The 26674-nt window shown below is 68.9% G+C and carries 25 protein-coding genes; 9 read left to right on the top strand and 16 right to left on the bottom strand.

Annotated features, from left to right (window positions below):
- Positions 1-9: 9 nt before the first annotated feature.
- The 4 genes from FHP25_RS10260 to hisS form a co-directional block, all read right to left on the bottom strand.
- The gene (locus tag FHP25_RS10260; RefSeq protein WP_218578315.1) at positions 10-1086 is read right to left on the bottom strand and encodes a trypsin-like peptidase domain-containing protein; all 1077 of its coding nucleotides are present in this window, start codon (positions 1084-1086) and stop codon (positions 10-12) included.
- Between the two features lie 92 nt (positions 1087-1178).
- Positions 1179-1910 (bottom strand): sulfite exporter TauE/SafE family protein, encoded by a 732-nt coding sequence (locus FHP25_RS10255; RefSeq protein ID WP_147846835.1) that lies wholly within the window; start codon positions 1908-1910, stop codon positions 1179-1181.
- Positions 1911-1926: 16 nt separating this feature from the next.
- A complete protein-coding gene (gene prfA / locus FHP25_RS10250; protein ID WP_147846834.1) occupies positions 1927-3003 on the bottom strand; it encodes a peptide chain release factor 1 in 1077 nt (358 codons plus the stop codon).
- Between the two features lie 19 nt (positions 3004-3022).
- Positions 3023-4357: a histidine--tRNA ligase gene (gene hisS, locus FHP25_RS10245; RefSeq protein ID WP_147846833.1), complete on the bottom strand. Its 1335-nt coding sequence runs from the start codon at positions 4355-4357 to the stop codon at positions 3023-3025.
- A 136-nt stretch (positions 4358-4493) separates the two neighbouring features.
- Between hisS and FHP25_RS10240 the strand changes: the two genes are divergently transcribed.
- Positions 4494-4934 (top strand): PadR family transcriptional regulator, encoded by a 441-nt coding sequence (locus tag FHP25_RS10240; protein ID WP_147846832.1) that lies wholly within the window; start codon positions 4494-4496, stop codon positions 4932-4934.
- A gap of 86 nt (positions 4935-5020) precedes the next feature.
- On the opposite strand, the gene ispG is transcribed toward FHP25_RS10240, so the two are convergent.
- The 4 genes from ispG to FHP25_RS10220 form a co-directional block, all read right to left on the bottom strand.
- Positions 5021-6163, bottom strand: a complete 1143-nt coding sequence (gene ispG, locus FHP25_RS10235) for a flavodoxin-dependent (E)-4-hydroxy-3-methylbut-2-enyl-diphosphate synthase (protein ID WP_147846831.1) — start codon at positions 6161-6163, stop codon at positions 5021-5023.
- Positions 6164-6279: 116 nt separating this feature from the next.
- Positions 6280-7452 carry a helix-turn-helix domain-containing protein gene (locus FHP25_RS10230; protein WP_178133438.1) on the bottom strand — a complete coding sequence of 391 codons (1173 nt, stop codon included), beginning with the start codon at positions 7450-7452 and terminating at the stop codon, positions 6280-6282.
- A 175-nt stretch (positions 7453-7627) separates the two neighbouring features.
- Positions 7628-9835 carry a phosphoenolpyruvate--protein phosphotransferase gene (gene ptsP, locus FHP25_RS10225; RefSeq protein ID WP_147846829.1) on the bottom strand — a complete coding sequence of 736 codons (2208 nt, stop codon included), beginning with the start codon at positions 9833-9835 and terminating at the stop codon, positions 7628-7630.
- Between the two features lie 430 nt (positions 9836-10265).
- Positions 10266-11513 (bottom strand): aspartate kinase, encoded by a 1248-nt coding sequence (locus FHP25_RS10220; protein ID WP_147846828.1) that lies wholly within the window; start codon positions 11511-11513, stop codon positions 10266-10268.
- A gap of 259 nt (positions 11514-11772) precedes the next feature.
- Between FHP25_RS10220 and ubiG the strand changes: the two genes are divergently transcribed.
- Positions 11773-12513, top strand: a complete 741-nt coding sequence (gene ubiG / locus FHP25_RS10215; RefSeq protein ID WP_147846827.1) for a bifunctional 2-polyprenyl-6-hydroxyphenol methylase/3-demethylubiquinol 3-O-methyltransferase UbiG — start codon at positions 11773-11775, stop codon at positions 12511-12513.
- A 21-nt stretch (positions 12514-12534) separates the two neighbouring features.
- Here the strand turns inward: ubiG and FHP25_RS10210 are convergent, their stop codons facing one another.
- A complete protein-coding gene (locus FHP25_RS10210) occupies positions 12535-13014 on the bottom strand; it encodes a DUF1178 family protein (RefSeq protein WP_147846826.1) in 480 nt (159 codons plus the stop codon).
- 199 nt (positions 13015-13213) lie between these two features.
- Here FHP25_RS10210 and FHP25_RS10205 point away from each other — a divergent pair, with 199 nt between their 5' ends.
- Positions 13214-13666: a class I SAM-dependent methyltransferase gene (locus tag FHP25_RS10205; protein ID WP_231712272.1), complete on the top strand. Its 453-nt coding sequence runs from the start codon at positions 13214-13216 to the stop codon at positions 13664-13666.
- A 15-nt stretch (positions 13667-13681) separates the two neighbouring features.
- On the opposite strand, the gene cobT is transcribed toward FHP25_RS10205, so the two are convergent.
- The 3 genes from cobT to FHP25_RS10190 all read right to left on the bottom strand — a co-directional run bounded on the left by cobT (position 13682) and on the right by FHP25_RS10190 (position 17342).
- Complete coding sequence (gene cobT, locus FHP25_RS10200; RefSeq protein WP_218578314.1) at positions 13682-15607, bottom strand: cobaltochelatase subunit CobT; 1926 nt, start codon at positions 15605-15607, stop codon at positions 13682-13684.
- Between the two features lie 17 nt (positions 15608-15624).
- Complete coding sequence (gene cobS / locus FHP25_RS10195) at positions 15625-16599, bottom strand: cobaltochelatase subunit CobS (protein WP_147846825.1); 975 nt, start codon at positions 16597-16599, stop codon at positions 15625-15627.
- A gap of 182 nt (positions 16600-16781) precedes the next feature.
- On the bottom strand, positions 16782-17342 hold the full coding sequence (locus FHP25_RS10190; RefSeq protein ID WP_231712271.1) for a J domain-containing protein: 561 nt from the start codon (positions 17340-17342) through the stop codon (positions 16782-16784).
- 39 nt (positions 17343-17381) lie between these two features.
- On the opposite strand from FHP25_RS10190, the gene FHP25_RS10185 reads away from it, so the two are divergent.
- A complete protein-coding gene (locus tag FHP25_RS10185) occupies positions 17382-17735 on the top strand; it encodes a BolA family protein (RefSeq protein ID WP_408068521.1) in 354 nt (117 codons plus the stop codon).
- A gap of 146 nt (positions 17736-17881) precedes the next feature.
- Here FHP25_RS10185 and FHP25_RS10180 read toward each other — a convergent pair whose 3' ends face one another.
- From FHP25_RS10180 to FHP25_RS42255, 4 genes are all read right to left on the bottom strand, one after another.
- A complete protein-coding gene (locus FHP25_RS10180) occupies positions 17882-18838 on the bottom strand; it encodes an acetyl-CoA carboxylase carboxyltransferase subunit alpha (RefSeq protein WP_147846823.1) in 957 nt (318 codons plus the stop codon).
- Between the two features lie 66 nt (positions 18839-18904).
- Positions 18905-19885: an HpcH/HpaI aldolase/citrate lyase family protein gene (locus tag FHP25_RS10175; RefSeq protein ID WP_147846822.1), complete on the bottom strand. Its 981-nt coding sequence runs from the start codon at positions 19883-19885 to the stop codon at positions 18905-18907.
- 131 nt (positions 19886-20016) lie between these two features.
- On the bottom strand, positions 20017-21024 hold the full coding sequence (locus tag FHP25_RS10170; protein ID WP_147846821.1) for a site-specific tyrosine recombinase XerD: 1008 nt from the start codon (positions 21022-21024) through the stop codon (positions 20017-20019).
- Complete coding sequence (locus FHP25_RS42255; RefSeq protein ID WP_269434391.1) at positions 21021-21152, bottom strand: hypothetical protein; 132 nt, start codon at positions 21150-21152, stop codon at positions 21021-21023. Before FHP25_RS42255 ends, FHP25_RS10170 begins: the two co-directional genes overlap by 4 nt.
- A 232-nt stretch (positions 21153-21384) precedes the next feature.
- Between FHP25_RS42255 and FHP25_RS10165 the strand changes: the two genes are divergently transcribed.
- From FHP25_RS10165 to FHP25_RS10145, 5 genes are all read left to right on the top strand, one after another.
- Positions 21385-21954: a shikimate kinase gene (locus FHP25_RS10165; RefSeq protein ID WP_147846820.1), complete on the top strand. Its 570-nt coding sequence runs from the start codon at positions 21385-21387 to the stop codon at positions 21952-21954.
- Positions 21951-23081 carry a 3-dehydroquinate synthase gene (gene aroB / locus FHP25_RS10160; RefSeq protein WP_147846819.1) on the top strand — a complete coding sequence of 377 codons (1131 nt, stop codon included), beginning with the start codon at positions 21951-21953 and terminating at the stop codon, positions 23079-23081. The genes FHP25_RS10165 and aroB overlap by 4 nt, the downstream gene beginning before the upstream one ends.
- 12 nt (positions 23082-23093) lie before the next feature.
- Entirely contained in the window at positions 23094-24401 is a 1308-nt protein-coding gene (locus FHP25_RS10155) for an HlyC/CorC family transporter (protein ID WP_147846818.1), read from the top strand.
- Positions 24402-24483: 82 nt separating this feature from the next.
- The gene (locus FHP25_RS10150) at positions 24484-25173 is read left to right on the top strand and encodes a DUF2889 domain-containing protein (protein ID WP_147846817.1); all 690 of its coding nucleotides are present in this window, start codon (positions 24484-24486) and stop codon (positions 25171-25173) included.
- Between the two features lie 63 nt (positions 25174-25236).
- Entirely contained in the window at positions 25237-26673 is a 1437-nt protein-coding gene (locus tag FHP25_RS10145) for an amidase (RefSeq protein ID WP_147846816.1), read from the top strand.
- Position 26674 lies beyond the last annotated feature (1 nt).

Here is a 26674-nt window from a genome sequence, read left to right as displayed (position 1 = left end):
GCGGCGGCGTCACAAGCCGCTCAGGCGCACGTCGAACGTCATCGACCGGTCATTGCGCAGCACGTCCACCTTGACCGTCGAGTCGACCGGCGCCAGTGCCACGCGGCTGCGCAGGTCGGCGGCCGATCGCACCGGGCGGCCGTCGACCGCAACGATGATGTCACCGTTGCGCAGCCCCGCCCGGTCGGCGCCCGATCCGGGCTCGACGCGCGTCACGTTCACGCCTTCGGTGCCGCGGTTGTCGCCGATCAGGTCGGTCACGCCGACGCCGAGCCGGGCGTACCGCACCTTGCCGCTCGACACGAGCTGGCCCATCACGGCGTGCGCGATATTGGTCGGCACCGCGAAGCCGATGCCGACATTGCCGCCCGACGGCCCGATGATGGCCGAGTTGATGCCGACAAGCCGCCCGTGCAGGTCGATCAAGGCGCCGCCGGAATTGCCTGGATTGATGGGCGCATCGGTCTGGATGAAGTTCTCGAGCCTGCCTTCCGCCAGCCCGCTGCGGCTCAGGCCGCTGACGATGCCTGCCGTGACGGTCTGCCCGATGCCGAACGGATTGCCGATCGCCACCACGTAGTCGCCGACCTTGATCGTGTCCGAATCGCCCAGCGGCAGCGCCGTGAGGCGCTCTGCCGCGATCCGCAGCACGGCGATGTCGCTGATGCGATCGGCGCCGACCAGCCGCGCGTCAAGGGTGCGCCGGTCCGACAGCGTGACGCGGATGCGCTGGGCGTTGGCGACCACGTGCGCATTGGTGAGCACATAGCCGTTGGCAGCGTCGACGATCACGCCCGATCCAGCGGCAAGAGCCGGCCGCTGTCCCTTGTCATCCGGCTGGAAGAACCGCCGGAAGACCGGATCTCGCAGCAGCGGGTTCTGCTCCTGCGGCGCGCTGTGGACCACGGAGACGCTGACGACCGAGGGCATCACCCGATCGACCAGCGGCGCAAGGGTCGGCACGCCATCGCGGAACAGCAGCGGCGGCACGCTCGATTCGCGCTGGGCCGCCGCCGGCAGAGCTGCAAGCATGAGAAGAGGAAGAAGCATCGCCGCGCAACGGCGGGCCATGACCGGCAGGACCATCACACACCTCCAGTGCTGAAGGCATGGCCGGTAGCTGTCCTGCGAGAAAATGGCGGCCGCAAGGCGTCCCGCCGAACCTCGGCCGCTCGTGATCAGCGCAGCAGCAGCTGCACGCCGGCGACGGCCAGGATCAGCGCCAGCATGTAGCGCGTGTGCCGGTTGGACATCCAGCGCCCCCCGATGGCGCTGCCGAAGGCGGCACCTGCGAGGGCCGCCGCAGCATAGGCGACGATCCCCGGCGCCGGCTGCTGGCCGGCGGCCGCGACACCGGCGAAGCCGATGATCGAGTTGGCCAGGATATAGGGCGCGGAGAACGCGGCCGCCTGGCGCGGGGAGGCCCAGCCTAGCGCGATCATGACGGGCGCAAGGAACACGCCGCCGCCCATGCCCGTGAGGCCCGCGAGGAACCCGGTGGCGCCACCGGCCAGCAGCGCCGGCCCATGACCGATGCTGCGACCACCATCGCTGTCGACCGCTCCGCCAAGCACCATCCATCCCGCGGCCGCCAGCAGCAGCAAGCCGGTCAACAGGAAGTAGACCGGTCCTTCGAGGACGATCAGGCCGCCGACAAACGCTGCCGGCAATGCTGCCGCCAGGAACCTCAGCAGCAGGCTCCAGTCGATCGCGCCATGACGCCACAGCCAGGCCGTGGCGTAGCCGGCAGCAACGATGTTGAGCAGCAGCGCCGTTGGCCGAATCTGCTCCGCCGGCACCTTGGCCAGCGCCATCACCGCCAGGAAAGCCGTGCCTCCGGCCTGCCCCGCCGTGGCGTACAGCAGCGCGACGGCAGCGATGATGACGACAAGCGCAGCGTGGTCGCTCATCGGCGACGCGACCGGGTCAAGCCTCGACTTCGGACAGGCGCGCGGCCTCGTCGTCGGCGATCAAGGCCTCCACGATCTTGTCGAGGGACGAGCCGTCCATGATCTTGTCGAGCTCGTAGAGCGTCAGGTTGATGCGGTGGTCGGTGCAGCGGCCTTGCGGAAAATTGTAGGTGCGGATGCGTTCGCTGCGATCGCCGCTGCCGACCTGGCCGCGGCGCGAGGCGGCGCGCTCGGAGTCGAGGCGCTGGCGCTCGGCCTCGTAGAGCCGGGCGCGCAGGATCTTCATCGCCTTGGCCCTGTTCTTGTGCTGGCTCTTCTCGTCCTGCTGGCTGACCACGATGCCGCTGGGCAGATGGGTGATGCGCACCGCGCTGTCGGTGGTGTTGACCGACTGGCCACCCGGCCCGGAGGACCGGAAGACATCGATGCGCAGATCCTTCTCGTCGATCTTGATGTCGACATCCTCGGCCTCGGGCAGGACGGCGACCGTGGCGGCCGAGGTATGGATGCGGCCTTGCGCCTCGGTCGCGGGCACCCGCTGCACCCGGTGCACCCCCGACTCGAATTTGAGGCGCGCGAAGACCTCCTTGCCGGTGATCTCGGCCACCGCCTCGCGGTAGCCGCCCAGGCCGGTATCGGATATTTCCATCACCTCGAACTTCCAGCCGCGATGGCCGGCGTAGCGCTGATACATGCGGAACAGATCGGCGGCGAACAGCGCCGCCTCCTCGCCGCCGGTGCCGGCCCGCACCTCGAGGATGGCGTTCTTCGCGTCGGCCGCGTCGCGCGGCAGCAGCATGACGCGCACCTGCCGGTCGAGCGCCGGCACACGCTCCTTGAGCGCCACGAACTCCTCTTCCGCCATCGACTTCATGTCCCTGTCGGTGGCGGGGTCGGCGATCATGGCGGCAAGCTCGGCGGCCTCCTTCTGGGCCTTGCGCAAGGCGCCGACCGCATCCACCAGCGGCGTCAGATCGGCGTATTCCTTGGACACCTGGCCGAACTTGGCCGAATCGAGCGTGCCGGCCGACAGCATCGCCTGCAGCTCGGCGTGCCGATGCACCACTTGGTCGAGCTTGGTGTCGAGCGACATGACGCGATCGTTCCCCGCCTCAGCGATTGCCGTCGCCGTCTTCGTCGTCATCGGCGCCGACGAGGCTCATCAGCGCATCGAGCGCGTCATCGCCCAGCGCGTCGACCACCTCGTCGAACGGCACCTCCTCCTGAGTGCCCGAGTCGAGATCCTTCATCGCCACCACGCCCTTGGCCAGCTCGCTGTCGCCGATGATCAGCGCATGCGAGGCATTGAGCTTGCTGGCGCGCTGCAGGCGGCGCTTCATGTTGCCGCGATAGGCCAGCTCGACCGGCACATCGGCCTGGCGCAGCTCGCGGGCCAGCGCCAGGGCGCGCAGCTCGGCTGCCTGCCCCATCGGAATGATGGCCACCGCCCGTTCCGGCGCCGGCGGACTCTTGTCCAGCTTGCGCTGCAGCTCCACGAGCCGCTCGATGCCGCCGGCCCAGCCGATCCCGGCTGTCGGCGGGCCGCCAAGCTGCTCGATCAGCCCGTCGTAACGGCCGCCGCCGATCACCGTGCCCTGGGCGCCCAGGCTCGTGGTGACGAACTCGAAGGCGGTGTGGGTGTAGTAGTCGAGCCCCCGCACCAGCGCCGGATCGATCTCATAGGCGATGCCCGAGGCATCCAGCCCGGCACGCACCGTGTCGAAGAACGTGCGCGAGGCAGGGTTGAGGTGGTCGGCCAGCGACGGGGCGTCGACGTTGACCGCCTTGTCGCCCTCGTCCTTGCTGTCGAGGATGCGCATCGGATTGCGTTCCAAACGCCGCAGCGACTCCTCGGACAGCTTCGACTGGTGGCTGCGGTAGTAGTCGACCAGCACCGTGCGATAGGCGGCGCGGCTTTCCGGGTCGCCCAGCGAATTCAGCTTCAGCACGCAGCTCGACAGGACGCCCAGCCGATCGAGGATATCGGCCGCGACAGAGATCACCTCGACATCGCACTCCGCCTCCGGCGCGCCCAGCACCTCGATGTCGATCTGGTGGAACTGCCGCTGGCGGCCGGCCTGCGGCCGCTCATAGCGGAACATCGGCCCGTGCGCGAAAAGCTTCAGCGGCAGCTGCTGCCGCAGCTCGCCGTTGGAGACGAAGGCGCGGCAGATCCCGGCCGTGTATTCCGGCCGCAGGGTGAGGCTTTGCCGCTCCTCCTCCTCGTCACCGCGGCTGAGGAACGAGTACATCTCCTTCGACACGACATCCGTGGTCTCGCCTATGCCGCGCGCGAACAGCTCGGTGAACTCGAAGATCGGCGTCGCCATCTCGCTGTAGCCGTAGAGCCGGGCCACATCACGGGCCGTGTCCACGACATGCGCGAAGCGCGGAAACTCGTCCGGCAGGATGTCACGCGTGCCACGCACGGGCTGGAGTCTGGACACGACAATCTCCTTCGGTACGGCGGCGTTCTTATCGTCCCTGGTCCGTCATGAACAGCCCCGTTCGCCGATAGGGGTATCGCATATGACCGCTTGCCGCCATCCCGGGCGCCGCCGTTGTATATGACCTTGTAGCCATATGACCCTGCAGCGCGAGGGGCTGGTGAGCGTCGAGGCGGTGCCCGGCGACGGCAAGCCCGACCGCAAGATCTACGCCCTGACGCCAGCCGGCCGCGACGCCTTGGCGCGCTGGCTGGAGGAGCCGCTCGAGCCCCTGGTCCTGCGCCATCCGCTGCTGCTGAAGGTCGTCTTCGCGGCCCGCCTGCCGCCTGAGCGTCTCGACGCCGTCCTGGCGCAATACGCCGAGGGCATCGCGGCGAGGCGCGCCGACTATGCCGCGCGGCAGGAAGCGCCGGAGATCTTCACCCTCGCCCGCCCGGCGCGCGAGCGGGACATCTGGCACGTGGCGATCGAGCACGGGATCGCGTGGTGCGACATGGAGCTGGCCTGGATCGCGCAGGCGCGCGAGCGCCTGGGCCGCCGACAGGGCGGCAAGAAATGGATCCGAAAGGCAAAGTGATCATCGTCACCGGCGCCTACGTCATGCGGCGCATCGGCCTGCGCGCCGTCGCCCGGGCACGGGCCGCGACGTAGGCGGCCGGACCGCTATTCCGCGGCGTGACGCGGCGCGCCGGCGTCCCCGGCCGCCGCCTTGGCAGCCTCGATCTCGGCTGCCTTCTTCTCGATCATCTCGGCGAGGTGCTCGACGATACCGGCGTCCTTCAGCCGGTGATGCGGCACGCCCGCGACATACACCTGATGGGTGCCGTTGCCGCCGCCGGTGAAGCCGATATCGGTCTCGCGCGCCTCTCCGGGACCGTTCACGACGCAACCGATCACCGACACGGTCATCGGCGTGGTGATGTGGGCGACACGCTTCTCGAGCGCTTCGACCGTGCGGATCACATCGAACTGCTGGCGCGCGCAGGACGGGCACGAGACGATGTTGACGCCGCGATGCCGCAAGCCCAGCGCCTTCAGGATCTCGAAGCCGGCCCGCACCTCCTCCTCGGGCTCGGCGGACAGCGAGACGCGCAGCGTGTCGCCGACCCCGGCCCAGAGCAGCGAACCCAGCCCGATCGACGACTTCACCGTGCCGGTACGCAGCGCGCCGGCCTCGGTGATGCCGATATGCAGCGGATATTCGCAAGCATCGGCGAGTCCCTGATAGGCAGCCACCGCCAGGAACACATCGGATGCCTTGACGCTGATCTTGAACTCGCGGAAGTCGTGGTCCTCCAGGATGCGCGCATGGTCGAGCGCGCTCTCGACCATCGCATCCGGGCACGGCTCGCCGTACTTCTCCAGCAGGTCCTTCTCCAGCGAGCCGGCGTTGACGCCGATGCGCATCGAGCAGCCATGGTCCTTGGCGGCCTTCACCACCTCGCGCACGCGATCGGCGCTGCCGATATTGCCCGGATTGATGCGCAGGCAGGCGGCGCCCGCCTCTGCCGCCTCGATGGCGCGCTTGTAGTGGAAGTGGATGTCGGCCACCACCGGTACCCGCGCCGCCTGCACGATCGATTTCAGCGCCTTGGTCGAATCCTCGTCCGGACAGGAGACCCGGATGATATCGACACCCGCCTCCTCCGCCCGGCGGATCTGGTCGATCGTCGCGGCCGCGTCGGCGGTCAGGGTGTTGGTCATCGTCTGCACGGTGATCGGCGCGTCGCCGCCGACCGGCACCTTGCCGACCATGATCTGCCGCGACTTGCGCCGCAGGATGTCGCGATAAGGTCTGACGCTCATATCATCCGGTCCAGGCTCGCAGGCACGACGATACCGATACAGGTGGACGAACGGCGGCGCAACGCCAAGACGCACTTTGGCGCAGCCGTGTCATGATCCTGTCGTCGTCGCGAGATCTATCGGCCTGCCGGGGTCAGCACATAGCCGACATATTCCGGCACGGTGTAGGTGGCGCCGGCATGCAGATATGTTGTCGCCAGGACCTCGCCGGTCGGGCCGCGCAGCTCCAGGGTGCTGTCGACCTCGGCCCGCACGGTCCGCGGCGTCGGCATCGCCGGCGCCGATATCGTGCGCGCCTTGACGGCGGGCCGCGCCGGCTCGGGCGGAAGCGTCGCCTGTTGCGGGGCGGGCGCGTCGGACCGCGACGAGCCTGCCCGGGACGTCACCCGGTTGCCCTGGGTCGGGTCAGTATCGGTCGCCGAGACGCCGTCGCCCGTCGTGCCGATGGTATCCGGCTTGCGCGTCGGTTCGGGGCGGCGGGCCGGCGGCGAGGCTGCAACCTGTGGCGCGGCCGGCACGGGCTTCACGTCACCGCCCGTGCCCCGCGAGGCGTCGGCCGGCGGCGTCGGCTTGCTGTCGGCTCGGGCCGTCGGCCGCGGACCGCCGCTGCCGGCCGTATCGGATGGGGGCGTGGCACCGGCCGTTGACGGCTGGGGCACCGGCACGGGAACAGGCGTCGCACCGGCAGCCAGCGGCGCTGGCGGCGTGACGGCCGACGCGCCTGCGGCTGGCGCGGCCGGTGGTGTCGCGGCGACCGCCGGGGCAGGAGAAGGAGAAGGCGCTGGCGCCGGCGCGACCGCCGGGGCTGGCGCCGTGAGCGGCACCGCCGGTGCTTGCGCTTGCGCCGATGACGCGGGCTCGGGAGCCGGCGTCGCCGGCTTCTGATCTGCAAGCAGCCGCTGCGGCACTGGTGGCACGCGCGCGTCTTGCGTCATCTGGTCGCGTGTCAGCGCGTGCCACGTCACGTAGGCGCAGACCAGCAGCACGGCCGACGCCAGCAGCATCGTGCCGCGCGGCACGCGCCGCTCCGGCGCCACGAGCGGGAACTGGTGCGCCGGCACCGGCACTACCGCCGGCGCGTCGGCCGACCGGTACACCTGCATGACGCGCTCGACATCGAGCCCGACGCAGGCGGCATAGCCGCGCAGGAAGGCCGGCGCATACGCGCTGCCTGGCAGATCACTGAAGCGACCCTCTTCGATCGCTTCGATGAACGGCGGGCGGATACGCGTGCTTTCGGCCACTTGCGCGCGATCAAGCCCGAGCGCTTCTCGGGCTTCACGCAGCATCTGTCCAACAGCGGCTGCGCCGGTGGGGACGCTCGCGTCAGATTGCCAAGGCATTTCGTTGCGCATTCGGTCGCGGAACAGGCTCGAGAAATCCGGCGAACGGCGGAGTCTTAGCAGAGACCTTTGAGCGGTGAAACCGGACTCTTGCTTCTTGAGCCGTAAACGGTGAACTGTTTTACAGCCGCACCCCCCGGTCGCGGGCGTACAACATGATCTTGTCGCGCAGGCTTCGCTCCGATCCGTCCAGCAGGCTGCGCAGATACGCAGCGAAATGCACCAGGTCGAGCGATCGCAGCATCGACTTCACCGCTCCGAGCGATCCCGGGGACATCGACAGCGTACGAACGCCAAGCCCCAGCAACGTCAGCGCCTCGATGGGCCGACCAGCCATCTCGCCGCAGACACTGACCTCGACTCCGGCCTTGTCGCAGCTGTCGACCACAAATCGTAGTGCACGCAGCGCTGCGGGAGACAAGCTGTCGTAGCGGCTGCCCACGCGCGGGTTCCCGCGATCGGCTGCAAAAAGGAACTGCATGAGGTCGTTCGTGCCGATGGACACGAAGTCGACCTCGGTCAGCAGCGCCTCGAGCTGCCATATCAGCGATGGCACCTCCAGCATCAACCCGACCGAGAGCCGCGCCGGCGTGATCGCGCCGCGGGCCTTCGCCCGATGCAGCTCCAGCGCCAGCAGGTGGCTTGCGGCGCGGAACTCGGCGACCTCGGCCACCATCGGAAACATCACCTGCAACGGCCGCGCGCCGGCAGCCGCGACCAAGGCGCGCAGCTGGCGGCGCAGCATGGCGGGCCGGTCCAGGCCGATGCGGATCGCGCGCCAGCCCATCGCCGGATTCTCGTCGTCGAAAGCGCCGACATACGGCAGCACCTTGTCGCCGCCGACATCCAGCGTACGGAACGCCACCGGCCGGCCCGCCGCCGCGTCCAGGATGCGGGCGTAGATCGATGTCTGCTCCTCGACATCCGGGAAGGTCGACCGCACCATGAAGGGAATCTCGGTGCGGTATAGGCCAACGCCATCGGCGCCCGTCGACTCGAGATGGTTGAGGTCGATCATCAGGCCGGCGTTGATGCGCAGGGAGACCGCCGTCCCGTCGCGGGTCGCGGCCGGCAGGTCGCGCAGCCGGGCATATTCCTGCCGCTGCGCCTCGCGCAGGCTGATCGTCTCGGCGATCTGCTGCTGGATCTCCTCGGCCGGGCGTACGAACACCTGGGCGTTGTCGCCATCGACCACGAGAGCGTCGCCGGGCTCCACCCGCTGCAGGATGTTCTCGACACGCCCGACGACCGGGATATCCAGCGCACGCGCCACGATGGCGACGTGCGACAACGCCGACCCTTCCTCCAGCACGAGGCCGCGCAGCTTCGTGCGGTCGTACTCCAGCAGCTCCGCCGGTCCGAGATCGCGGGCCACCACCACCATCTCGTCCGGCCACTGCGTCGGATCGGCCGCCGTGTTGCGTCCGCTCAGACGCAGCAGCAGACGGTTGGTCAGATCGCTCAGGTCACTCAGCCGCTCGCGGATATAGGGATCGGTGACATCGGCGAAGCGCGCCCGCGTATCGTCGAAGGCGCGTTGAGCGGCCGCCTCGGCCGTGAGGCCGTCGCTGATCGCCTCGCGGATGCGCTCGACCCAGCCACGGTCGTCGGCGAACATGCGGAACGTTTCCAGCACCTCGCGATGCTCACCATGGCCGAGGTCGCCATCCTCCAGCATGCGGTCGAGATCGGCCCGGACGGCGTGCAGCGCGTCGCCGAACCGCTTGAGCTCCGCCTTGGGATCCTCAGCCACGACCCGGCTGATCATGATGCGCGGCTCATGCGGCACGGCGCGGCCGATCGAGACGCCGCCATTGAGCTGGACCCCGTCCAGCCGGATCGGCAGCAGGCCGATGCCGTCGACCTGCTTGATCTCGTTGGGATTGACCAGCTCGCCCGACGCCACCAGCTCGGCCAGCACCATGGCGACGTTCTGGAGGGTTTCGATCTCCTCCTCGTCGTATTGACGGCTGCGGCGATTCTGGATCGCGAGCACACCCAGCACCCGATCGCCGCGCAGGACAGGCACGCCGGCCATCGAGTGGTAGATTTCCTCGCCGGTCTCCGGCCGGTAGGCGAAGCTGGGGTGGCTCTGCGCGTCGGCCAGCGACACTGGCCGCGCGTGAGCGGCGATGTCGCCGACGATGCCTTCGCCGACCCGCAGGCGGGTGCGGTGCACGGCGTCCGGATTGAGGCCCTGCGTGGCGTAGAGCTCCAGCACCTCGCCGGCGCGCAGCACATAGATCGAGCAGACCTCGGCCACCATCTCGCCGGCGACCAGCCGCACGATCTGGTCGAGCCGCTCCTGGGCGGAGCCGGCGCGCGCCATCACATCCCGGAGCCGCCTCAGCACCAACCGCGGCCCGGCCAACGAAGTCCTCTGCTCCATGGTCAGACCGCTCCGTACTTGTCCCGGACTCGCGACGGAACGGTGGTGCGCGCTCGCTGGACCTGCCAACAACGCGCCCCACGACGATGGGCAACGCGCATGCACGCCACGACGGCACCGCGCACGGCGGCGGCGACCGCCCCAAGGGCGGCGGCTGAAGGTGCCCATCCGCTATCGCGCATCGCGTGCATGAACGCCTTATCGCCGCTTTCCCCGACGCCGTCCAGAGTGACAATCGGCACAGAAGCCGTGCGCCGCCGAAGGACTCTCTGGCGGTCGGCAGCCCTCCCAAGGCGGCGGAAATCCCTGGGGTGCGCATGTTCCCCGCCGCCCGCAGGCGGGCGGCGCAGACCGCGCGTTTCAGCAGGTCCTAGGCTGCGTCGAGGCCATAGGCCGTGTGCAGGGCCCGCACGGCGAGCTCGGTGTACTCGGCCTCGATCAAGACGCTGATCTTGATCTCGGAGGTGGAGATCACCTCTATATTGATGCCCCGCTTGGCCAGCGTCTCGAACATGGTCAGCGCCACGCCGGCATGGCTGCGCATGCCGACACCGATGACCGAGATCTTGGCCACGTTGGTGTCGGTCTTGACCTCCTGGTAGCCGATGGTCGTCCTGGCCTTCTCCAGCTCGGCGACCGCGCGCGGCAGGTCAGCCTTGGGCAGGGTGAAGGTCATGTCGGTCGACTTGCCGTCGAGCGACACGTTCTGGACGATCATGTCGACGTTGATATTGGCCTGCGCCAACGGCCCGAACAGTCCGGCGGCCACGCCGGGCCGGTCGGCAACGCCGGTGACGGTGATCTTCACGTCGTCCTTGGCGTAGGCGATGCCGCTGACGACCGATTGCTCCAGCCCCTTGGCCATGATCTCTTCCTCATCGACGATGAGCGTGCCGGGCAGATCGCTGCCCAGCGTCTCGGAGAAGGTCGACAGCACCTGCACGCGCACGCCGTGATTCATCGCCAGCTCGACCGAGCGCGTCTGCAGCACCTTGGAGCCCAGGGATGCCATTTCCAGCATCTCCTCGTAGGTCACCATCGGCAGCTTGCGGGCCTTGTCGGTGATGCGCGGATCGGTCGTGTAGACACCGTCGACGTCGGTGTAGATGTCGCAACGGTCGGCGCGCAGGGCCGCCGCCAGGGCCACGGCCGAGGTGTCCGAGCCGCCGCGGCCCAGCGTGGTGACGCGGCCTTCGGCGCTGACGCCCTGGAAGCCGGGCACCACCGCCACGGCGCCGCCGTTCAGCGCCGCCAGCAGCTCCTCGGTGCCGATGCTGTCGACCCGCGCCTTGCCGTGGGCGTCGTTGGTGCGCACCGGCAGCTGCCACGAGGTGAAGGAGCGCGCCTTGACGCCAAGCTGCTGCAGCGCCAGCGCCAGCAGGCCGATGGTCACCTGCTCGCCGGTGGACACCACGACGTCGTACTCCCGCGCATCGGGCAGCGGCGCGATGGAGTCGACATAGCCGACGAGCTGATTGGTGACGCCGGACATGGCGGAAACCACGACCGCCACCTTGTGGCCGGCGTCGACTTCCCTCTTCACCTTGGCTGCCACGTTCCTGATGCGATCGACGTCGCCGACCGAGGTGCCACCAAACTTAAGGACGATCAGGCCCATTACCCGCCTCGAACCCATGACAAACTTTCCGGAGCGGCCGCGCGCCCCGCAACACCGGTCGAGGCAGTCGCGAAGAGCAGGCAGCAGGCCGGCGGTCGATTGTCACGCCGGCTGCCGACCCGGAAAAAGGCGCGTATATCTAGCCGCGGGTCCGCCTCCCGGCAAGCACCGGGGGCGCGTCATTGTGGTCGCGTCTTCTTTCACCCCGAGACGCGGCCGGCACCGATCCGGAGGGTGGGCGACTGCCGGGAGCCTTGTGATGAATGCCACCACCGTCGATCCGGCCGAAGTCGAGCGTTTCGCGCGGATCGCCGACGAGTGGTGGGACGCCGACGGCAAGTTCGCGCCGCTGCACCGGCTCAATCCGGCCCGCATCGGCTTCGTGCGTGACCGGGTGGCGGCGCATTTCAACCGCGATCCGCTGAAGCCGGCACCCCTGGCCGGCCTGCGGCTGCTCGACATCGGCTGCGGTGGCGGCCTGGTCTGCGAGCCGATGCGCCGCCTGGGGGCGGATGTCGTCGGCATCGACGCCGCGGAGCAGAATGTCGCGGTGGCCCGTCTGCACGCCGAGCGCATGGGGTTGACGATCGACTACCGCGCGGATGCCGCCGAGCGGCTGTGCGCCGCCGGCGACGCCTTCGATGTCGTGCTGGCGCTGGAGGTCGTCGAGCACGTCGCCGACCCTGATCTGTTCCTGCGCTGCTGCGCCGACCTGGTGAAGCCGGGCGGCGTGCTGGTGCTGAGCACGCTGAACCGCACGGCCAAGGCGTTCGCGTTGGGAATCGTCGGCGCGGAATACGTGCTCGGCTGGCTGCCGCGCGGCACGCATGACTGGCGCAAGTTCCTCAAGCCGTCGATGCTGGCCCGCCCCCTGCGCGCCGCCGGACTCACGGTCGAGGCGCTGGCAGGCCTGGCCTACAGCCCCATCACCGGCCGCTGGCGGATCGACCCGGACGATCTGGACGTGAACTACCTGATGGTGGCCACGAAGGCCGCCTGAACAGCGGCCCGGTCACACCGCTCAGTTGCCCTTCGGCACCCACGGCAGGCGGCCGAACTCGATGCCCTCGTCGGCCAGGGCAGCGGCTTCCTCGTCGGAGGTTTCGCCGTAGATGCCGCGCTTGTCGGTCTCGCCATAGTGGATCTTGCGCGCTTCGTCCGCGAACTTGTCGCCGACATAGTCGCAGTTCTTCTCGACCTGCTTGCGCAGCTCCAGCAGCACCTTGCGCATTTCGGGCGGCATGGCCGGCGCCGGCACCACGGCAGGCGCGCTGGCTGCCGCCGTATCGGGCGGCGGCACGTCGGGCAGCGCCGCCGGCGTGCTGCGCGCATTGCCCTTGCGGCCGACATTGGGCGCCATGATCGCACGCTCGATTTTGCCGTCGCCGCAGACCGGACACTCCAGAAGCTTGCGCTTCTCCTGTCGTTCGTAGGTAGCGCTATCCTTGAACCAGCTTTCGAAGGCATGGTCGTTTGCGCAACGCAGGCGGTACTTGATCATCGTCCAGTATACGCTATCGGAGGTCCGGTTTGGCACTCATGGTGGCTGAGTGCCAATAGACATGGTGCAAAGAAAGGCTTTTGGCAAGATGGCGCAAGGTCCAGCCCCGACCCCGGATAGCGCGGCGCCACCGGCCGGCGATCACGCCCCATCGCCCTGGATCGTCCGCTGGGCCCCCTCGATCCCGCCCGGCCGCCCCGTGCTGGACGTCGCCGCCGGCGGAGGCCGCCATACCGCCCTTCTGGCATCCCGCGGCCACGAGGTGACGGCGGTCGATCAAACGGTGGCCATGCTGGCCGACCGTTTCGGCGCTCAGCCGGACAGGATCCGGATCGTCCAGGCCGACCTGGAAAACGGCTGCCCCTGGCCGCTCCCGGGCGAGACCTTCGGCGGGGTGGTCGTGACCAACTACCTGCACCGTCCCCTCTTTCCGGCGCTGCTGGCGGCGCTCGAGCCGGGCGGTGTCTTGCTCTACGAAACGTTCATGGTGGGTCACGAGCGTCATGGCCGACCACGCCGACCCGAATTCCTGCTGCACGACGGCGAGCTGCTCGACGTCGCCCGTGCCGGCGGCCTGTCAGTAATAGCCTACGAAGCCATTCACGAACCGCAGCCCGCGGTCATGCAGCGCATCGCGGCACGGCGCGCCTGAGCCCGCCTGCGCTGCTCAGGCCCGTCGGCGCTTCTGGTCGCCCAGCATCGCGGCGCTGATCTTGCGCCCGGCGCGACGCAGCTCGCCGGCAACACGCGCATTCTCATCTTCGTCGAACAGCGAGGCGAGCTGCTCCATCATGGTGCCGCCCAGCTGATCGGCATCGACGATGGTCACGGCGCGGCGGTAGTAGCGCGTCACGTCATGGCCGATGCCGATGGCCACCAGCTCGACCGGCGAGCGCGACTCGATCCAGTCGATGACATCGCGCAGGTGGCGCTCCAGGTAGTTGCCGGGATTCACCGACAGGGTGGAGTCGTCGACCGGCGCGCCGTCGGAGATCACCATCAGGATGCGGCGGTCCTCGTGGCGCGGCAGCAGCCGGTTGTGCGCCCACAACAGCGCCTCGCCGTCGATGTTCTCCTTGAGGATGCCCTCGCGCAGCATCAGGCCGAGATTCTTGCGCGCGCGCCGCCACGGCGCATCGGCCGCCTTGTAGACGATGTGGCGCAGGTCGTTGAGCCGCCCGGGGTTGGCGGGCTTGCCGGCCGCCAGCCACTGCTCGCGGCTCTGGCCGCCCTTCCACGCCCGGGTCGTGAAGCCCAGGATCTCGACCTTCACGCCGCAGCGTTCCAGCGTGCGCGCCAGGATGTCGGCGCTCATCGCTGCCACCGTGATCGGCCGGCCGCGCATCGAGCCGGAGTTGTCGATCAGCAGGCTCACCACGGTGTCGCGGAACGTGGTGTCCTTCTCCTGCTTGAAGGACAGCGGCTGCGTCGGATTGGCGACGACCCGCGCCAGCCGCGCGCCGTCGAGCATGCCTTCGTCGAGGTCGAATTCCCACGACCGGTTCTGCTGCGCCATCAGCTTGCGCTGCAGGCGGTTGGCCAGGCGCCCGATGACCCCCGACAGGTGCGACAGCTGCTGGTCGAGGTGCTGGCGCAAGCGGGCCAATTCGTCGGCGTCGCACAAATCGACCGCGTCCACGACCTCGTCGAACTTCGTGCTGTAGGCGTGATACTGCTGGCCTGCCGGCTCGTTGCTCAGCGCTCCGGGCGGCAGCCACGGCCGCTCGGCGCGGCCCGGCTCGTCCTCGTCGCCGGCGCCCATCTGCATCTCGGTCTGGGCCTGGTCGGCGACCGTCTCCGACGAGTCGTCCTGATCCGAGGTGTCCTCGGTCTCCTCGCCCTGCGCGCCGTAGCCGTGGGTCTCGGTCGAGTCCTGCCCGTCCTCGCCGGTCTCGTTGGATTCGCCCTCGGGATTCTCGCTCGAGTCCTGGTCCTCGTTGTCGTCGTCGTCGAGGTCCGCGGACTCGTCACCCAGATGCAGGTCCTTGATCAGCCGGCGCAGGGCGCGCGCGAACTGCTCCTGGTTGCCGATGGTTTCGGCCAGCTTGTCGAGGTCCTTGCCGGCGGCCTGCTCGACATCGTCGCGCCACAGGTTGACCATCTCGCGCGCCGATTCCGGCGGCGCCGTGCCCAGCAGCCGCTCGCGCACCAGCAGGCCCACGACATCGGCCACCGGCGCATCGTCCTTGCTGCGCACGCGTCGGTAGCCGCGCTGCTCGCAGCGCTCGGCCCACACGGCATCGAGATTGCTGGCCACGCCCGGCATGCGCTGCGCGCCGATCGACTCGACCCGCACCTGCTCGACGACGTCGAACACCGCCCGCGCCGCCTCGCCCGCCGGCATGCGCCGCAGGTGCATGCGCCGGTCGTGGTAGCGCATCTTCAGCGCCATGGAGTCGGACTCGCCGCGGGCGCGCGCCACGTCGTCGGCGGGCAGGTCGCGCGCCGGCACCGTGATGCGGGCCTCGTTGCCCATCAGCTGGCCGCCGTCGGGCACGAAGGTCACGTTCACGTCACGGCGCGACACGGCGCGCATGGTCGCGGCCGTGATGCGGCGGAATTCCTCGAGCGGAGTGGTGTCCTTGCCGGCCACGTCGGGCCCCTACAGCATCAGTGCAGCTTGGCCTTGCCGTGGCCCATCGGCAGCTCCTTGCCGAAGCAGCGCTGATAGTACTCAGCCACCGTGGTGCGCTCGACCTCGTCACATTTGTTGAGGAAGGTCAGGCGGAAGGCAAAGCCGACATCCCCGAAGATCTGGGCGTTCTGCGCCCAGGTAATCACCGTGCGCGGCGACATGACGGTCGAGATGTCGCCGGCGATGAAGCCGGCGCGGGTCAGGTCAGCCAGCGCCACCATGTTGCTGACGATCTTGCGGCCGGCATCGGTGTTGTATTGCTTGGCCTTGGCCAGCACGATGCCGACCTCCTGGTCGTGCGGCAGGTAGTTCAGCACCGTGACGATCGACCAGCGGTCCATCTGGCCCTGGTTGATCTGCTGGGTGCCGTGATAGAGGCCGGTGGTGTCGCCCAGGCCCACCGTGTTGGCGGTCGAGAACAGGCGGAACGCCGGATGCGGCTGGATCACCTTGTTCTGGTCGAGCAGGGTCATCTTGCCCTCGACCTCCAGCACGCGCTGGATCACGAACATCACGTCGGCGCGGCCGGCGTCATATTCGTCGAACACCAGGGCGCAGGCATGCTGCAGCGCCCAGGGCAGGATGCCTTCCTTGTATTCGGTGACCTGCTTGCCGTCGCGCAGCACGATGGCGTCCTTGCCGATCAGGTCGATACGGCTGACATGGCTGTCCAGATTGACGCGGATGCACGGCCAGTTGAGCCGGGCCGCCACCTGCTCGATATGCGTCGACTTGCCCGTGCCGTGATAACCCTGGATCATGACCCGTCGGTTGTGCGCAAAGCCGGCGAGGATGGCGAGCGTCGTGTCGTGGTCGAACAGGTAGTCCGGGTCGATCACCGGGACATGCTCGGTGGCCTGGCCAAACGCCGGCACCATCATGTCGCTGTCGATGGCGAACTTCTCGCGAACGGAAACCGTGGTATCGGGCTGACCGGAGTCGGGGTTCATCACATATGTCCAAGGAGGGCGGGCGCCGAAGGATGGCAGGCCACCGATCCCCCCGCAAGGGCCGAAATGCTGTCCTATCTTGCAGCTACCGCAAGGCTGCTTACCACAACGATTGGCCTGACGTCTCAATCACTTAAGGAAAGCTCGCGAAATTACGGCAGTCGCGCCGCCCGCGCCTCGCATCACGTCGCGAAATGCGGACTCTGCCGCAGGGTGGAGTAGGCGCGGTTGATCAGCTTCAGCCGCTCCTCGGCATCCTTGCTGCCACCGTTGGCGTCGGGATGATGGCGCTTGGCCAGCTCCTTGTAGCGGACCTTCAGCGAATCAAGGGTTTGCGGCCAGGTCAGGTCGAGGATCGACAGCGCCTGCTGCTCCGCCGGGGTCAGGTTGTTGGCCTGCGCTGCGGGGCGCCGGCCGGCGGTGCCGATCACGTCCGAATCGGCCAGGATGTCATAGGGATCGAGCAGGCTTTCGAACGGGTCCTGGGATTGCCGGCCCGTGCGTGTGCCGACCTTCCAGGTCGGCCGCCGCCATGTCTGGTCCGCCCGGATCTGCGCCTCGATCTCGATCTCGTTCATGCCGGCGTAGAAGTCCCACTTGGCGTTGTACTCGCGCACATGCTCGAGGCAGAACCAACGGTACTGGTGCAGCTTGTCGCGCGATTTCGGCGCTCTGAACTCGCCGGCGGCCGTGCAGCCTGGATACTCGCACACGCGTCCTTCGACGCGCACGTCCGAAGCCATCAAAACCGATTTGCGTCGTCCACCGGGCATCTGGGATATATGCGCGCCACCAGCGATCCCGGCAAGATGCCGGTGGCGAAGATTGCCGTTGACTTCCTTGCCGCAGGAGTTCGTGCCATGGGTGCCGTCGCCGACAGCATTGAGCGCAGGATCCGCGACGCGCTCGCGCCGACGGATCTGGTGATCACCGATGATTCCTCGAGGCACGCCGGCCATGCCGGCGCACGGGCCGGCGGCGAAAGCCATTTCACGGTGACGATCGTGTCGGCCGCGTTCGAGGGCAAGAGCCGGGTCGCGCGCCAGCGCCTCGTCTACGATCTGCTCAAGGACGAGTTCGCCCAGGGCCTGCACGCGCTGGCGCTGGTGACGAGGACGCCGGCCGAAGCGGGTTGATCATCGTCCTATCCTCCCCAACGAAGTTGGGGAGGTGGCCCGAAGGGCCGGAGGGGAGCCCACGCGGTTTCTGGAACTGAGACCACGTCGGCTCCCCTTCCGCCCTTCGGGCACCTTCCCCACTGGCGTGGGGAAGGAGAGAGGCCTCAAAGCCCCTTCTGCCCCATCGCCAGGAACTTGTCGCGACGGTGCTGGCGCAAGGCGGCGGCATCCATGCCGTCGAGCGACGCCAGCTCGGTCTCGATGGCATCGGCGGCCGCCTTCACGGCGGCATCCGGATCACGATGCGCGCCCCCCAGCGGCTCGCCGACAACGACGTCGCACACGCCGAGCTTCTTCAGGTCGTCGGACGTCAGCCGCATCGCCTCGGCGGCATCCTGCACATTCTCGGCCGAGCGCCACAGAATGGAAGCGCAGCCTTCGGGCGTGATCACCGAATAGACCGCATGCTCCATCATCAGCACGCGGTTGGCGGCCGCCAGCGCGACAGCGCCGCCCGAGCCGCCTTCGCCGATCACCAGGCTCACCAGGGGCACGCCGAGCTCCAGGCATACCTCGATGCTGCGCGCGATCGCTTCCGCCTGGCCGCGCGCCTCGGCGTCGACGCCGGGATAGGCGCCGGCCGTGTCGACGAAGGTGATCACCGGCAAGGCGAAGCGGTCGGCCAGCTTCATCAGGCGCTGCGCCTTGCGATAGCCTTCGGGCTTGACCATGCCGAAATTGTGCTTGATGCGGCTTTCGGTGTCGTCGCCCTTCTCCTGGCCGATCACGACGCAGGGCCGGCCGCGGAAGCGGCCCAGCCCGCCGACGATGGCGGCGTCCTCGGCGTAGGCGCGGTCGCCCGCCAGCGGCGTGAACTCGGTGATCAGCGTCTCGATATACTTCACGGCATGCGGCCGCTCGGGATGACGCGCCACCTGCACGCGCTGCCATGGCGTGAGCTTGGCGTACGTCGCCTTCAGCTGGCGCTCGACCTTGGCCTGCAGGCGCGACACTTCTTCAGCGATGTCCACGCCCTCGCCGTTGCCGCGATGGCGCAGCTCCATGATGGCGCCTTCGAGGTCGGCAATCGGCTTCTCGAAGTCGAGGAACGTCGTTGGCATGTCGGCTCCGGTTGCGCGCTGTCGACCGCTAGCCGGCCAAGCGCTTCAGTGTCAAGCGCCGGGCGCCTACACCGCCATGCCCAGACGTTGCGCCATGTTGAGCAGAACCTGGGCCTGCTTGATCGAAGCGTTGTCGATCAGCTTGCCGTCCAGCGCCACCGCGCCCTTGCCCTCGCGCTGCGCCGCCAGCATGGCATCGAGGATGCGCTTGGCGTTGGCGACCTCGGCCGCGCTGGGTCCGAAGACCTCGTTGGCCAACCCGATCTGCGAGGGATGGATCGCCCACTTGCCCTCGCAGCCCAGCACCGCGGCGCGATTGGCCTGGGCGCGGAAGCCGTCGGCATCGGAGAAGTCGCCGAAGGGCCCGTCGATCGGCCGCAGGCCGTGCGCGCGCGCCGCCACCACCATGCGCGAGAGCGCGTAGTGCCAGACATCGCCCCAGAAATAGTCGCGCTTGCCGTCGGCGTCCTTGTCGGTGAGCACGCCGTATTGCGGGTGCGGGCCGCCGATGTTCACGGTCTTGGCCTTGGTCGAGGCGGCGTAGTCGGCAACGCCGAAATGCAGCGACTCGTTGCGCTTGCTGGCGCCGGCGATGGCATCGACGTTCTGCATGCCCAGCGCCGTTTCGATGATCATCTCGAAGCCGATGCGCTTGGTCACCTTGGTCGCGGCCTCGATCTGCGTCACCAGCATGTCGACGGCATAGATGTCGGCGGCCGTGCCGGCCTTGGGGATCATGATCAGGTCGAGCTTGCCTGGCGCGCCCTCCAGCACGTCGACCACGTCGCGGTACATCCAGTGGGTGTCGAGCCCGTTGACGCGCAGCGAGATGGTCTTGCCGCGCCAATCGACGTCGTTCAGCGCCTGGATGCAATTCTTGCGCGCCCGCTCCTTGTCGTCCGGCGCGACCGCATCCTCGAGGTCGAGGAAGATCACGTCGGCGGCGCCCTTGGCGGCCTTCTCGAACAGCTCGACCCGGCTGCACGGCACAGCCAGCTCGCTGCGGTTCAGGCGCGACGTGACCGGCTCGACGATGGTGAAGCTCATGGTCCTACCTCTTGCTGCGGCATCTTTGCCGCGATGCACTATCATGTGCTATCGCAGCGCAGCAACAAGCCCACCCGACGGCTGCTGTCAACCGCAACCTCCTCCAACCCAAGCGTTGGGGAGTGAAGAGCCTATCCGTCCTTCTTCGCCAGCGGATGCTTGTCCTCGACCAGGGCGCGCAGCTTCTCGTCGAGCACGTGGGTATAGATCTGTGTCGTGGCGATGTCGGCGTGGCCGAGCATGAGTTGAACGCTGCGCAGGTCCGCGCCGTGCGCCAGCAGATGGCTGGCGAAAGCGTGGCGCAGCACATGCGGCGAGACGCGCTGCGGATCGAGCTCGGCCGCGATGGCCAGCTCCTTGAGCAGCTGCGCGAAGCGCTGGCGGGTCAGATGGCCTTCGCGGCTGCGCGAAGGGAAGAGATAAGGCGAGGTCTGGCCAGGCCGCAGGCCGGCCGCGCGCGCCCCCAGCCAGGCCAGGATGGCATCGCGCGCCGGCTCGCCCAGCGGCACGAGGCGCTCCTTGCCGCCCTTGCCGCGCACGATCAGCGCTTCCGGGTCGCGCTCGACCGCAGCCAGCGGCAGGCTCACCAGCTCCGACACGCGCATGCCGGTGGCGTAGAGCAGCTCCATCAGCGCCGACAGCCGCAGGCCCTCGGCGGCATCGCGCCTGGCCGCCGCGGCGATCAGCGCCATGACGTCGTCCTGCGACAGCACCTTGGGCAACGGCCGGTCCAGCCGCGGCGAATCGAGCACGGCCGACGGGTCGTCGGCCCTCTGGCCCTCGGCCAGCAGGAAGCGAAAGAACTGGCGGATCGCCGACAGCCGGCGCGCCGAGGTCCGCGCCGCCATGCCAAGATGACGCAGGCTGGCGATGTAAGCCCGCAGCGCATCCGGCGTAGCGTCGAGCGGGCCCTCCTTGCGCCGGGCCAGAAAAGCGCACAGGGCACCGAGATCGCGGCCATAGGCCTCGACCGTGTTGGCTGCAGCCCCGCGCTCCGCCGCCAGCATCTCCAGGAACAGCTCGACCTCGGGAGCCCGGCGCGGCTCGTCCTTGGGCCGCCGGCCTCGCCGCCGCGCCGGCCCGCCGGGACGGCCGGCCACCGGCCCGGCCGCAGCGGCAGGCACGCGCGACGCCGTCATTTGCTGAAGCGCTCCGGCGGGATCGGGATCTCGCGGGTCCGCTGCGGCGGCGCCACGTCGATGAACGCCAGAACGACGAATCCCGCCACCAGGACAATGGCCAGGACGATCAGGAAAACGGAACGCACGCTGGTGCCGCCTTGGAATTGGCTACGTCGACCGAACATGGGGCCGGCTTTGGGGTCGGAGGGACGACCCGCGCCCCGCTTGTGTGGCGGCGCGCGAGCGGCGATAGTGCCCACACTATAGCGTGCGCATCGCGATGACAATTGCGGTGGTATGCAACACATTGAGAACGTTCGGTGAATCGCCTTTTTCCCGCCTCATTTGGCGATCTTGCGGCAAACCATGCGCTGCGCCATGCAGATTGCTAGCAGCGTGCCCGTGCCGGACCGCACGGTAGCGCTCGTCGGCCTGATGGGGGCCGGCAAGAGCGCCATCGGCAGACGGCTGGCCGGCCGGCTGGGGTTGCCTTTCGTCGACGCCGACGCCGAGATCGAGGCGGCCGCCGCCTGCACCATCGAGGAATTCTTCGACCGCTACGGCGAGGCCCAGTTCCGGGCCGGCGAGCGCCGGGTGATCCAGCGCCTGCTGGACGGGCCGACGATCGTGCTGGCGACCGGCGGTGGCGCCTTCATGGACATCCAGACGCGCACCCTGATGCGCCAGCGAGCGATCACGATCTGGCTGCGGGCCGAGCTGCCGGTGCTGATCGAGCGCGTCGGCCGGCGCACGAACCGGCCGCTTCTGAAGCAGGACGACCCCGAAACCGTGCTGCGGCGGCTGATGGCCCTGCGCTATCCTGTCTATGCCGAGGCGGACATCACGGTCGACAGCCGCGATGCGCCCGCCGAACGCACCACCGACGATGTGCTGGCGGCCCTGACGGACTTCCTGCATGCCCGCACACCGGCTGGAGCCGCGTCATGAGCGAAGCCTCGCGCCAAGTGGCGGTGGAACTGGGCGACCGCCGTTATGTCATCGAGATCGGCGCCGGCCTGCTCGACCGCGCCGGCAAGCTGTGCGCGCCGCTGATAACGGGCCGCCGCGCCATCGTGGTCACCGACGCAGTGGTGGCGCCGCTGCACCTCGACCGTGTGGTGCGCTCCCTCGACAGCGCCGGTGTGCGTACCGACACCGTCGTCGTGCCGGCCGGCGAGGGCAGCAAGGAGTTCGGCGCCTTCCAGCGCCTCATGGAGGCGCTGCTCGACCACCGGCCTGATCGCGGCACCGTGCTGATCGCGCTGGGTGGTGGCGTGGTCGGCGACCTGACCGGGTTCGCCGCCGCGGTGCTGCTGCGCGGCGTCGACTTCATCCAGATACCGACCACCCTGCTGGCCCAGGTCGACAGCTCGGTCGGCGGCAAGACCGGCATCAACACCCGGCACGGCAAGAACCTGGTGGGCAGCTTCCACCAGCCGCGCCTGGTGATCGCCGACATCACGGCGCTCGACACCCTGCCGCGGCGCGAGCTGCTGGCCGGCTACGCCGAAGTGGTGAAGTACGGGCTGATCGACGACGCGCCGTTCTTCGCCTGGCTGGAGGCCAATGGCCGCTCGCTGCTCGACGGCGATCATGCTGCGCGCACCGAGGCGGTGGCCCGCAGCTGCGCCGCCAAGGCGCGCATCGTGGCCGGCGACGAGCGCGAGACCGGCGACCTGCGCGCGCTGCTCAACCTCGGCCATACCTTTGGGCACGCCCTGGAGAAGGAGACCGGCTACGGCGCCAATCTCCTGCACGGCGAGGCCGTGGGCATCGGCATGGTGATGGCCTTCGACATGTCGGCGGCGCTCAGCCTGTGCCCGCCGCAGGACGCCGCGCGCGTGCGCCGGCATCTGGAGGCGGTCGGCCTGGCGACCTCGCCGCGCGCCATCCCCGGCGACAACGCCCGGGCCTGGGACGCGGCGCGGCTGATCGACCACATGCGCGGCGACAAGAAGAATCGCGACGGCCGCATCACCTTCGTGCTGGCACGCGGTATCGGCCAGGCCTTCGTGGCGCGTGGTACCGACGAGGCGCCGGCGCTGGACACGGTGCGTCGCGCGCTCGCCGCCTGACGGCATACCGACGTGGAACCGCAGCTCGACCTGGGCCTGTCACCGGCCATCGCCGGCCCGTTGGTGCTGCTGTGCCTGATCGTCTCCGCATTCCTGTCGGCGGCCGAGACTGCGATCACCGGCGCCTCGCGTCCGCGCATGCACCGCCTCCAGCATCAGGGCAATCGCCGCGCCGCCACCGTCAACAGCCTGCTCGACCAGAAGGACCAGGTCATCAGCGCCATCCTGGTCGGCTACAACGTCGTCAACATCCTGGCGGCGTCCCTCACGACGGCCGTCCTGGCCGATCTCTTCGGCGCCGCCGGCGTCGCCTACGCCACCGTGGGCATCACCGTGATGGTCGTGCTGTTCGCCGAAGTGATGCCCAAGACATGGGCGCTGCTGCATGCCGACCGGGTGGCGCTGGTGCTGGCGCCGGGGCTGAAGGTGGCGCTGACGCTGCTGGGCCCGACGGCGCGCGCGGTATCGGCGACGGCCCGGTTCTTCCTGCGGCTATTGGGCGTGCGGCCGGTGGTCGGCCATGACGCTCATGCGCAGAACGAATTGCTGCGCGGCGCCATCGACCTGCATGGCGAGGGCGGCCACGAGCCCGAGGCGCCGACCGAGAAGAAGATGCTGCGCTCGGTGCTGGACCTGGCGAATCTCGGTGTCGAGGCGGTGATGACCCATCGCGCCAATGTCGAAGCCTTCGACATCGACATGCCGACCGACAAGCTGGTCGATCACGTGCTGAAGAGCCCGCACACGCGCCTGCCGCTCTATCGTGGCCAGCTGGAGAACATCGTGGGCGTGATCCACGCCAAGGCGCTGTTCCGTGCCGTGCAGCGCCACGATGGCCCGCTGGCGACGCTGAACCTCGACGCCTTCGTCAGCGAGCCGTGGTTCATCCCGGAGACGACCAGCCTGCTGGACCAGCTTCAGGCGTTCAAGCAGCGGCGCGAGCATTTCGCGCTGGTGATCGACGAGTACGGCGCGCTGCAGGGTGTCGTGACCCTGGAGGATATCATCGAGGAGATCGTCGGCGAGATCGACGACGAGCACGACATACGGGTGGTCGGCGTCGAGGTCTCGGCCGATGGCAGCTATGTCTGCGCCGGCGGCGTGCCGGTGCGCGACCTCAACCGCGAGTTCGGATGGGAGCTGCCGGAGGACCTGGCCACGACGATCGCGGGCCTGGTGCTGCACGAGGCCCGGCGCATTCCGGATGTCGGACAGACTTTCGCTTTCCACGGTTTCCGCTTCGAGGTCCTCAAGCGCGAGGGCAACCGCATCGCGCAGCTGCGCCTGGTGCCGCCAGCGGCCGAACCGCCCGGCCTGTGAGCACCGTGTCGCAGGTTGCGCACCGGCCGGTCGCGGCTATAGTCCGCGTCAAATAAACGTCCATTCATGATCGAGGATCGACATGCCGCTTTCCGCGCCGGCCGCCCGCCGGCCCCTGCACACGCGCAAGGTGACGTGTCAGGGCTTTTTCCGTGAGGACGGGCTTTGGGACATCGAGGGCCACATCACCGACGAGAAGCACTATCCAAATGACGGCGACTGGCGCGGTGAGCTGCAGCCCGGCGAATACGTGCACAACATGTGGATCCGCCTGACGCTCGACGAGCACATGGTGATCCGCGACGTCGAAGCGGTGACCGACAACTCCCCCTATCGGGTCTGTCCCGAGATCACGCCCAACTTCAAGCGCCTGATCGGCCTGCGCATTGCCGGTGGCTTCCACCGCCAGGCGCGCGAACGGGTCGGCGGCACCCAGGGCTGCACCCATCTGGTCGAGCTGCTCGGGCCGGTGGCCACCACCGCCTACCAGACCATGCACAGCGACAAGGCGCGCGAGCTGATGCAGGAGCACAAGGCACGGTTGGCGGCCGCCAGCGGCAAGACGCCCTCCCGCCCGCGGCCCCTGACGCCTGAGGAACGGCGGCCGCCGTCGGTCATCGACACGTGCCACGCCTGGGCCGCGGACGGCGAAGCCGTGCGTCGCTGGGAGCCACTATTCTACAAGGGACCCGATGGCGACGCCGTGCGCGCCCAGGCCGAAGCGTCAATCAACGCCCGCATCGAGAAATACGACGCCGCGGCCGGCGACTGACGATCCCCGGTGAGGCAATGATGGCGGCCTCTTGAGTTTCACGTTGCGGAAGGTAACCGGACCATGGCCTCCTCGATCGAATGGCTGACCGCGCTCGAGTTGCGGGGTCTCTACCGGCGCGCCGCCCTCTCGCCGGTCGAGGTCGCGGAGACGGCATTCGCCCGCATCGAGCGCTACAACGGCACGCTCAATGCGTTCATGGTGATCGACCGCGATGGCGCGATGGCCCAGGCGCAGGCCTCGGCGGCGCGCTGGCGCAGTGGCGCGCCATTGTCGCCGCTCGACGGCGTGCCGGTCACGATCAAGGACACGGTCGATCTTCAGGGCTTCCCGACCCGCGCCGGCTCGCGGACGACACCGGACGCGCCGGCAGCGCAGGATTGTCCGGAAGCAGCCCGGCTGCGCGCGGCCGGCTGCGTGATCCTGGGCAAGACGACGACGCCCGAGTTCGGCTGGAAGGGCATGACCGACGGGCCGTTGTTCGGCACCACGCGCAACCCCTGGAACCTCGAGCGCACCCCGGGCGGCTCGTCCGGCGGCGCGGCGGCAGCGCTGGCCGCCGGCATCGGCACTCTGGCCCTGGGCACCGATGGCGGCGGCTCGGTGCGGATTCCGGCGACGCATTGCGGGCTGTTCGGGCTCAAGCCCACCTTCGGCCGCGTGCCACATGCGCCGCACAAAGGTGCCTTCGGCACGCTGGTCGCCGCCGGCCCGATCACACGGTCGGTGGCGGATGCGGCCCTGATGCTGAACGAGATGGCCAGGCCCGACCCGCGCGACTGGTACGCCCTGCCCTATACCGGCGAGGATTTCGGTGCCGACCTGTGGCGGGGCGTCGACGGCCTGAAGATCGCCGTGACGACGACGTTCGGGGGCGCCCAGACCGACCCGGAGGTTGCGACGCTGGTCCAGGCCGCGGCCCGCGTGCTCGGGCAGCTGGGCGCGATCGTCGAGGAGGTCGGCGAGATCACCGCGCCGCTGCGGCCGCGGTTCGAGGCCTATTGGCTGGCAGGCTTCGGCGAGACCCTGGCGCGCATCCCGCCGGCGCGCTGGCCCGAGCTTGATCCCGGCTTCCTGGAGCTGGCGCGGCGTGGCCAGTCTGTGACGCGCGCCGAGGCCTATGCCGGCGAGTTGGCGCGCATCGAGCTGGGCACGGAGATGGCGCTCTTCCATCAGCGCCATGACCTGCTGCTGATGCCCACGATCCCGGCGCCGCCGGTGAATGCCGCCATGCCCTACCACGCCCAGGGCAACGACCGCTGGGCGCGGGCCACGCCGTTCACGGTGGCGTTCAACTATACCGGCCAGCCCTGCGCCACGATCCGCTGCGGCGTCACATCCGATGGCCTGCCGGCAGGCCTGCAGATCGTCGGGCCGAAATACAGCGAGCGCCTGATCCTGCGCGCCGCTGCGGCCTACGAGGCCGCCTCGCAAGCGTCGCTGTGGCCGACGCCGGTGCTGGCGGCGTCGTTGAAGAAGATGGCCCTCGCATCGGCCTGAC

This window comes from Vineibacter terrae (assembly GCF_008039615.1).
In the GTDB taxonomy this organism is placed as follows: Bacteria; Pseudomonadota; Alphaproteobacteria; order Reyranellales; family Reyranellaceae; genus Vineibacter; species Vineibacter terrae.
The sequence above is the reverse complement of the archived record's forward strand: the minus strand, read 5'-3'. Positions and strand labels throughout refer to the sequence as shown.

Excerpts from the sequence above, each read along its gene's own strand:
- FHP25_RS10260 (WP_218578315.1), bottom strand. The coding sequence starts at position 1,086 with ATGGTCCTGCCGGTCATGGCCCGCCGTTGCGCGGCGATGCTTCTTCCT.
- FHP25_RS10255 (WP_147846835.1), bottom strand. The coding sequence starts at position 1,910 with ATGAGCGACCACGCTGCGCTTGTCGTCATCATCGCTGCCGTCGCGCTG.
- prfA (WP_147846834.1), bottom strand. The coding sequence starts at position 3,003 with ATGTCGCTCGACACCAAGCTCGACCAAGTGGTGCATCGGCACGCCGAG.
- FHP25_RS10240 (WP_147846832.1), top strand. The coding sequence starts at position 4,494 with ATGACCCTGCAGCGCGAGGGGCTGGTGAGCGTCGAGGCGGTGCCCGGC.
- ispG (WP_147846831.1), bottom strand. The coding sequence starts at position 6,163 with ATGAGCGTCAGACCTTATCGCGACATCCTGCGGCGCAAGTCGCGGCAG.
- FHP25_RS10230 (WP_178133438.1), bottom strand. The coding sequence starts at position 7,452 with ATGCTGCGTGAAGCCCGAGAAGCGCTCGGGCTTGATCGCGCGCAAGTG.
- ptsP (WP_147846829.1), bottom strand. The coding sequence starts at position 9,835 with ATGGCGCGCGCCGGCTCCGCCCAGGAGCGGCTCGACCAGATCGTGCGG.
- FHP25_RS10220 (WP_147846828.1), bottom strand. The coding sequence starts at position 11,513 with ATGGGCCTGATCGTCCTTAAGTTTGGTGGCACCTCGGTCGGCGACGTC.
- ubiG (WP_147846827.1), top strand. The coding sequence starts at position 11,773 with ATGAATGCCACCACCGTCGATCCGGCCGAAGTCGAGCGTTTCGCGCGG.
- FHP25_RS10210 (WP_147846826.1), bottom strand. The coding sequence starts at position 13,014 with ATGATCAAGTACCGCCTGCGTTGCGCAAACGACCATGCCTTCGAAAGC.
- cobS (WP_147846825.1), bottom strand. The coding sequence starts at position 16,599 with ATGAACCCCGACTCCGGTCAGCCCGATACCACGGTTTCCGTTCGCGAG.
- FHP25_RS10190 (WP_231712271.1), bottom strand. The coding sequence starts at position 17,342 with ATGGCTTCGGACGTGCGCGTCGAAGGACGCGTGTGCGAGTATCCAGGC.
- FHP25_RS10185 (WP_408068521.1), top strand. The coding sequence starts at position 17,382 with ATGCGCGCCACCAGCGATCCCGGCAAGATGCCGGTGGCGAAGATTGCC.
- FHP25_RS10180 (WP_147846823.1), bottom strand. The coding sequence starts at position 18,838 with ATGCCAACGACGTTCCTCGACTTCGAGAAGCCGATTGCCGACCTCGAA.
- FHP25_RS10175 (WP_147846822.1), bottom strand. The coding sequence starts at position 19,885 with ATGAGCTTCACCATCGTCGAGCCGGTCACGTCGCGCCTGAACCGCAGC.
- FHP25_RS10170 (WP_147846821.1), bottom strand. The coding sequence starts at position 21,024 with ATGACGGCGTCGCGCGTGCCTGCCGCTGCGGCCGGGCCGGTGGCCGGC.
- FHP25_RS10165 (WP_147846820.1), top strand. The coding sequence starts at position 21,385 with ATGCAGATTGCTAGCAGCGTGCCCGTGCCGGACCGCACGGTAGCGCTC.
- aroB (WP_147846819.1), top strand. The coding sequence starts at position 21,951 with ATGAGCGAAGCCTCGCGCCAAGTGGCGGTGGAACTGGGCGACCGCCGT.
- FHP25_RS10150 (WP_147846817.1), top strand. The coding sequence starts at position 24,484 with ATGCCGCTTTCCGCGCCGGCCGCCCGCCGGCCCCTGCACACGCGCAAG.
- FHP25_RS10145 (WP_147846816.1), top strand. The coding sequence starts at position 25,237 with ATGGCCTCCTCGATCGAATGGCTGACCGCGCTCGAGTTGCGGGGTCTC.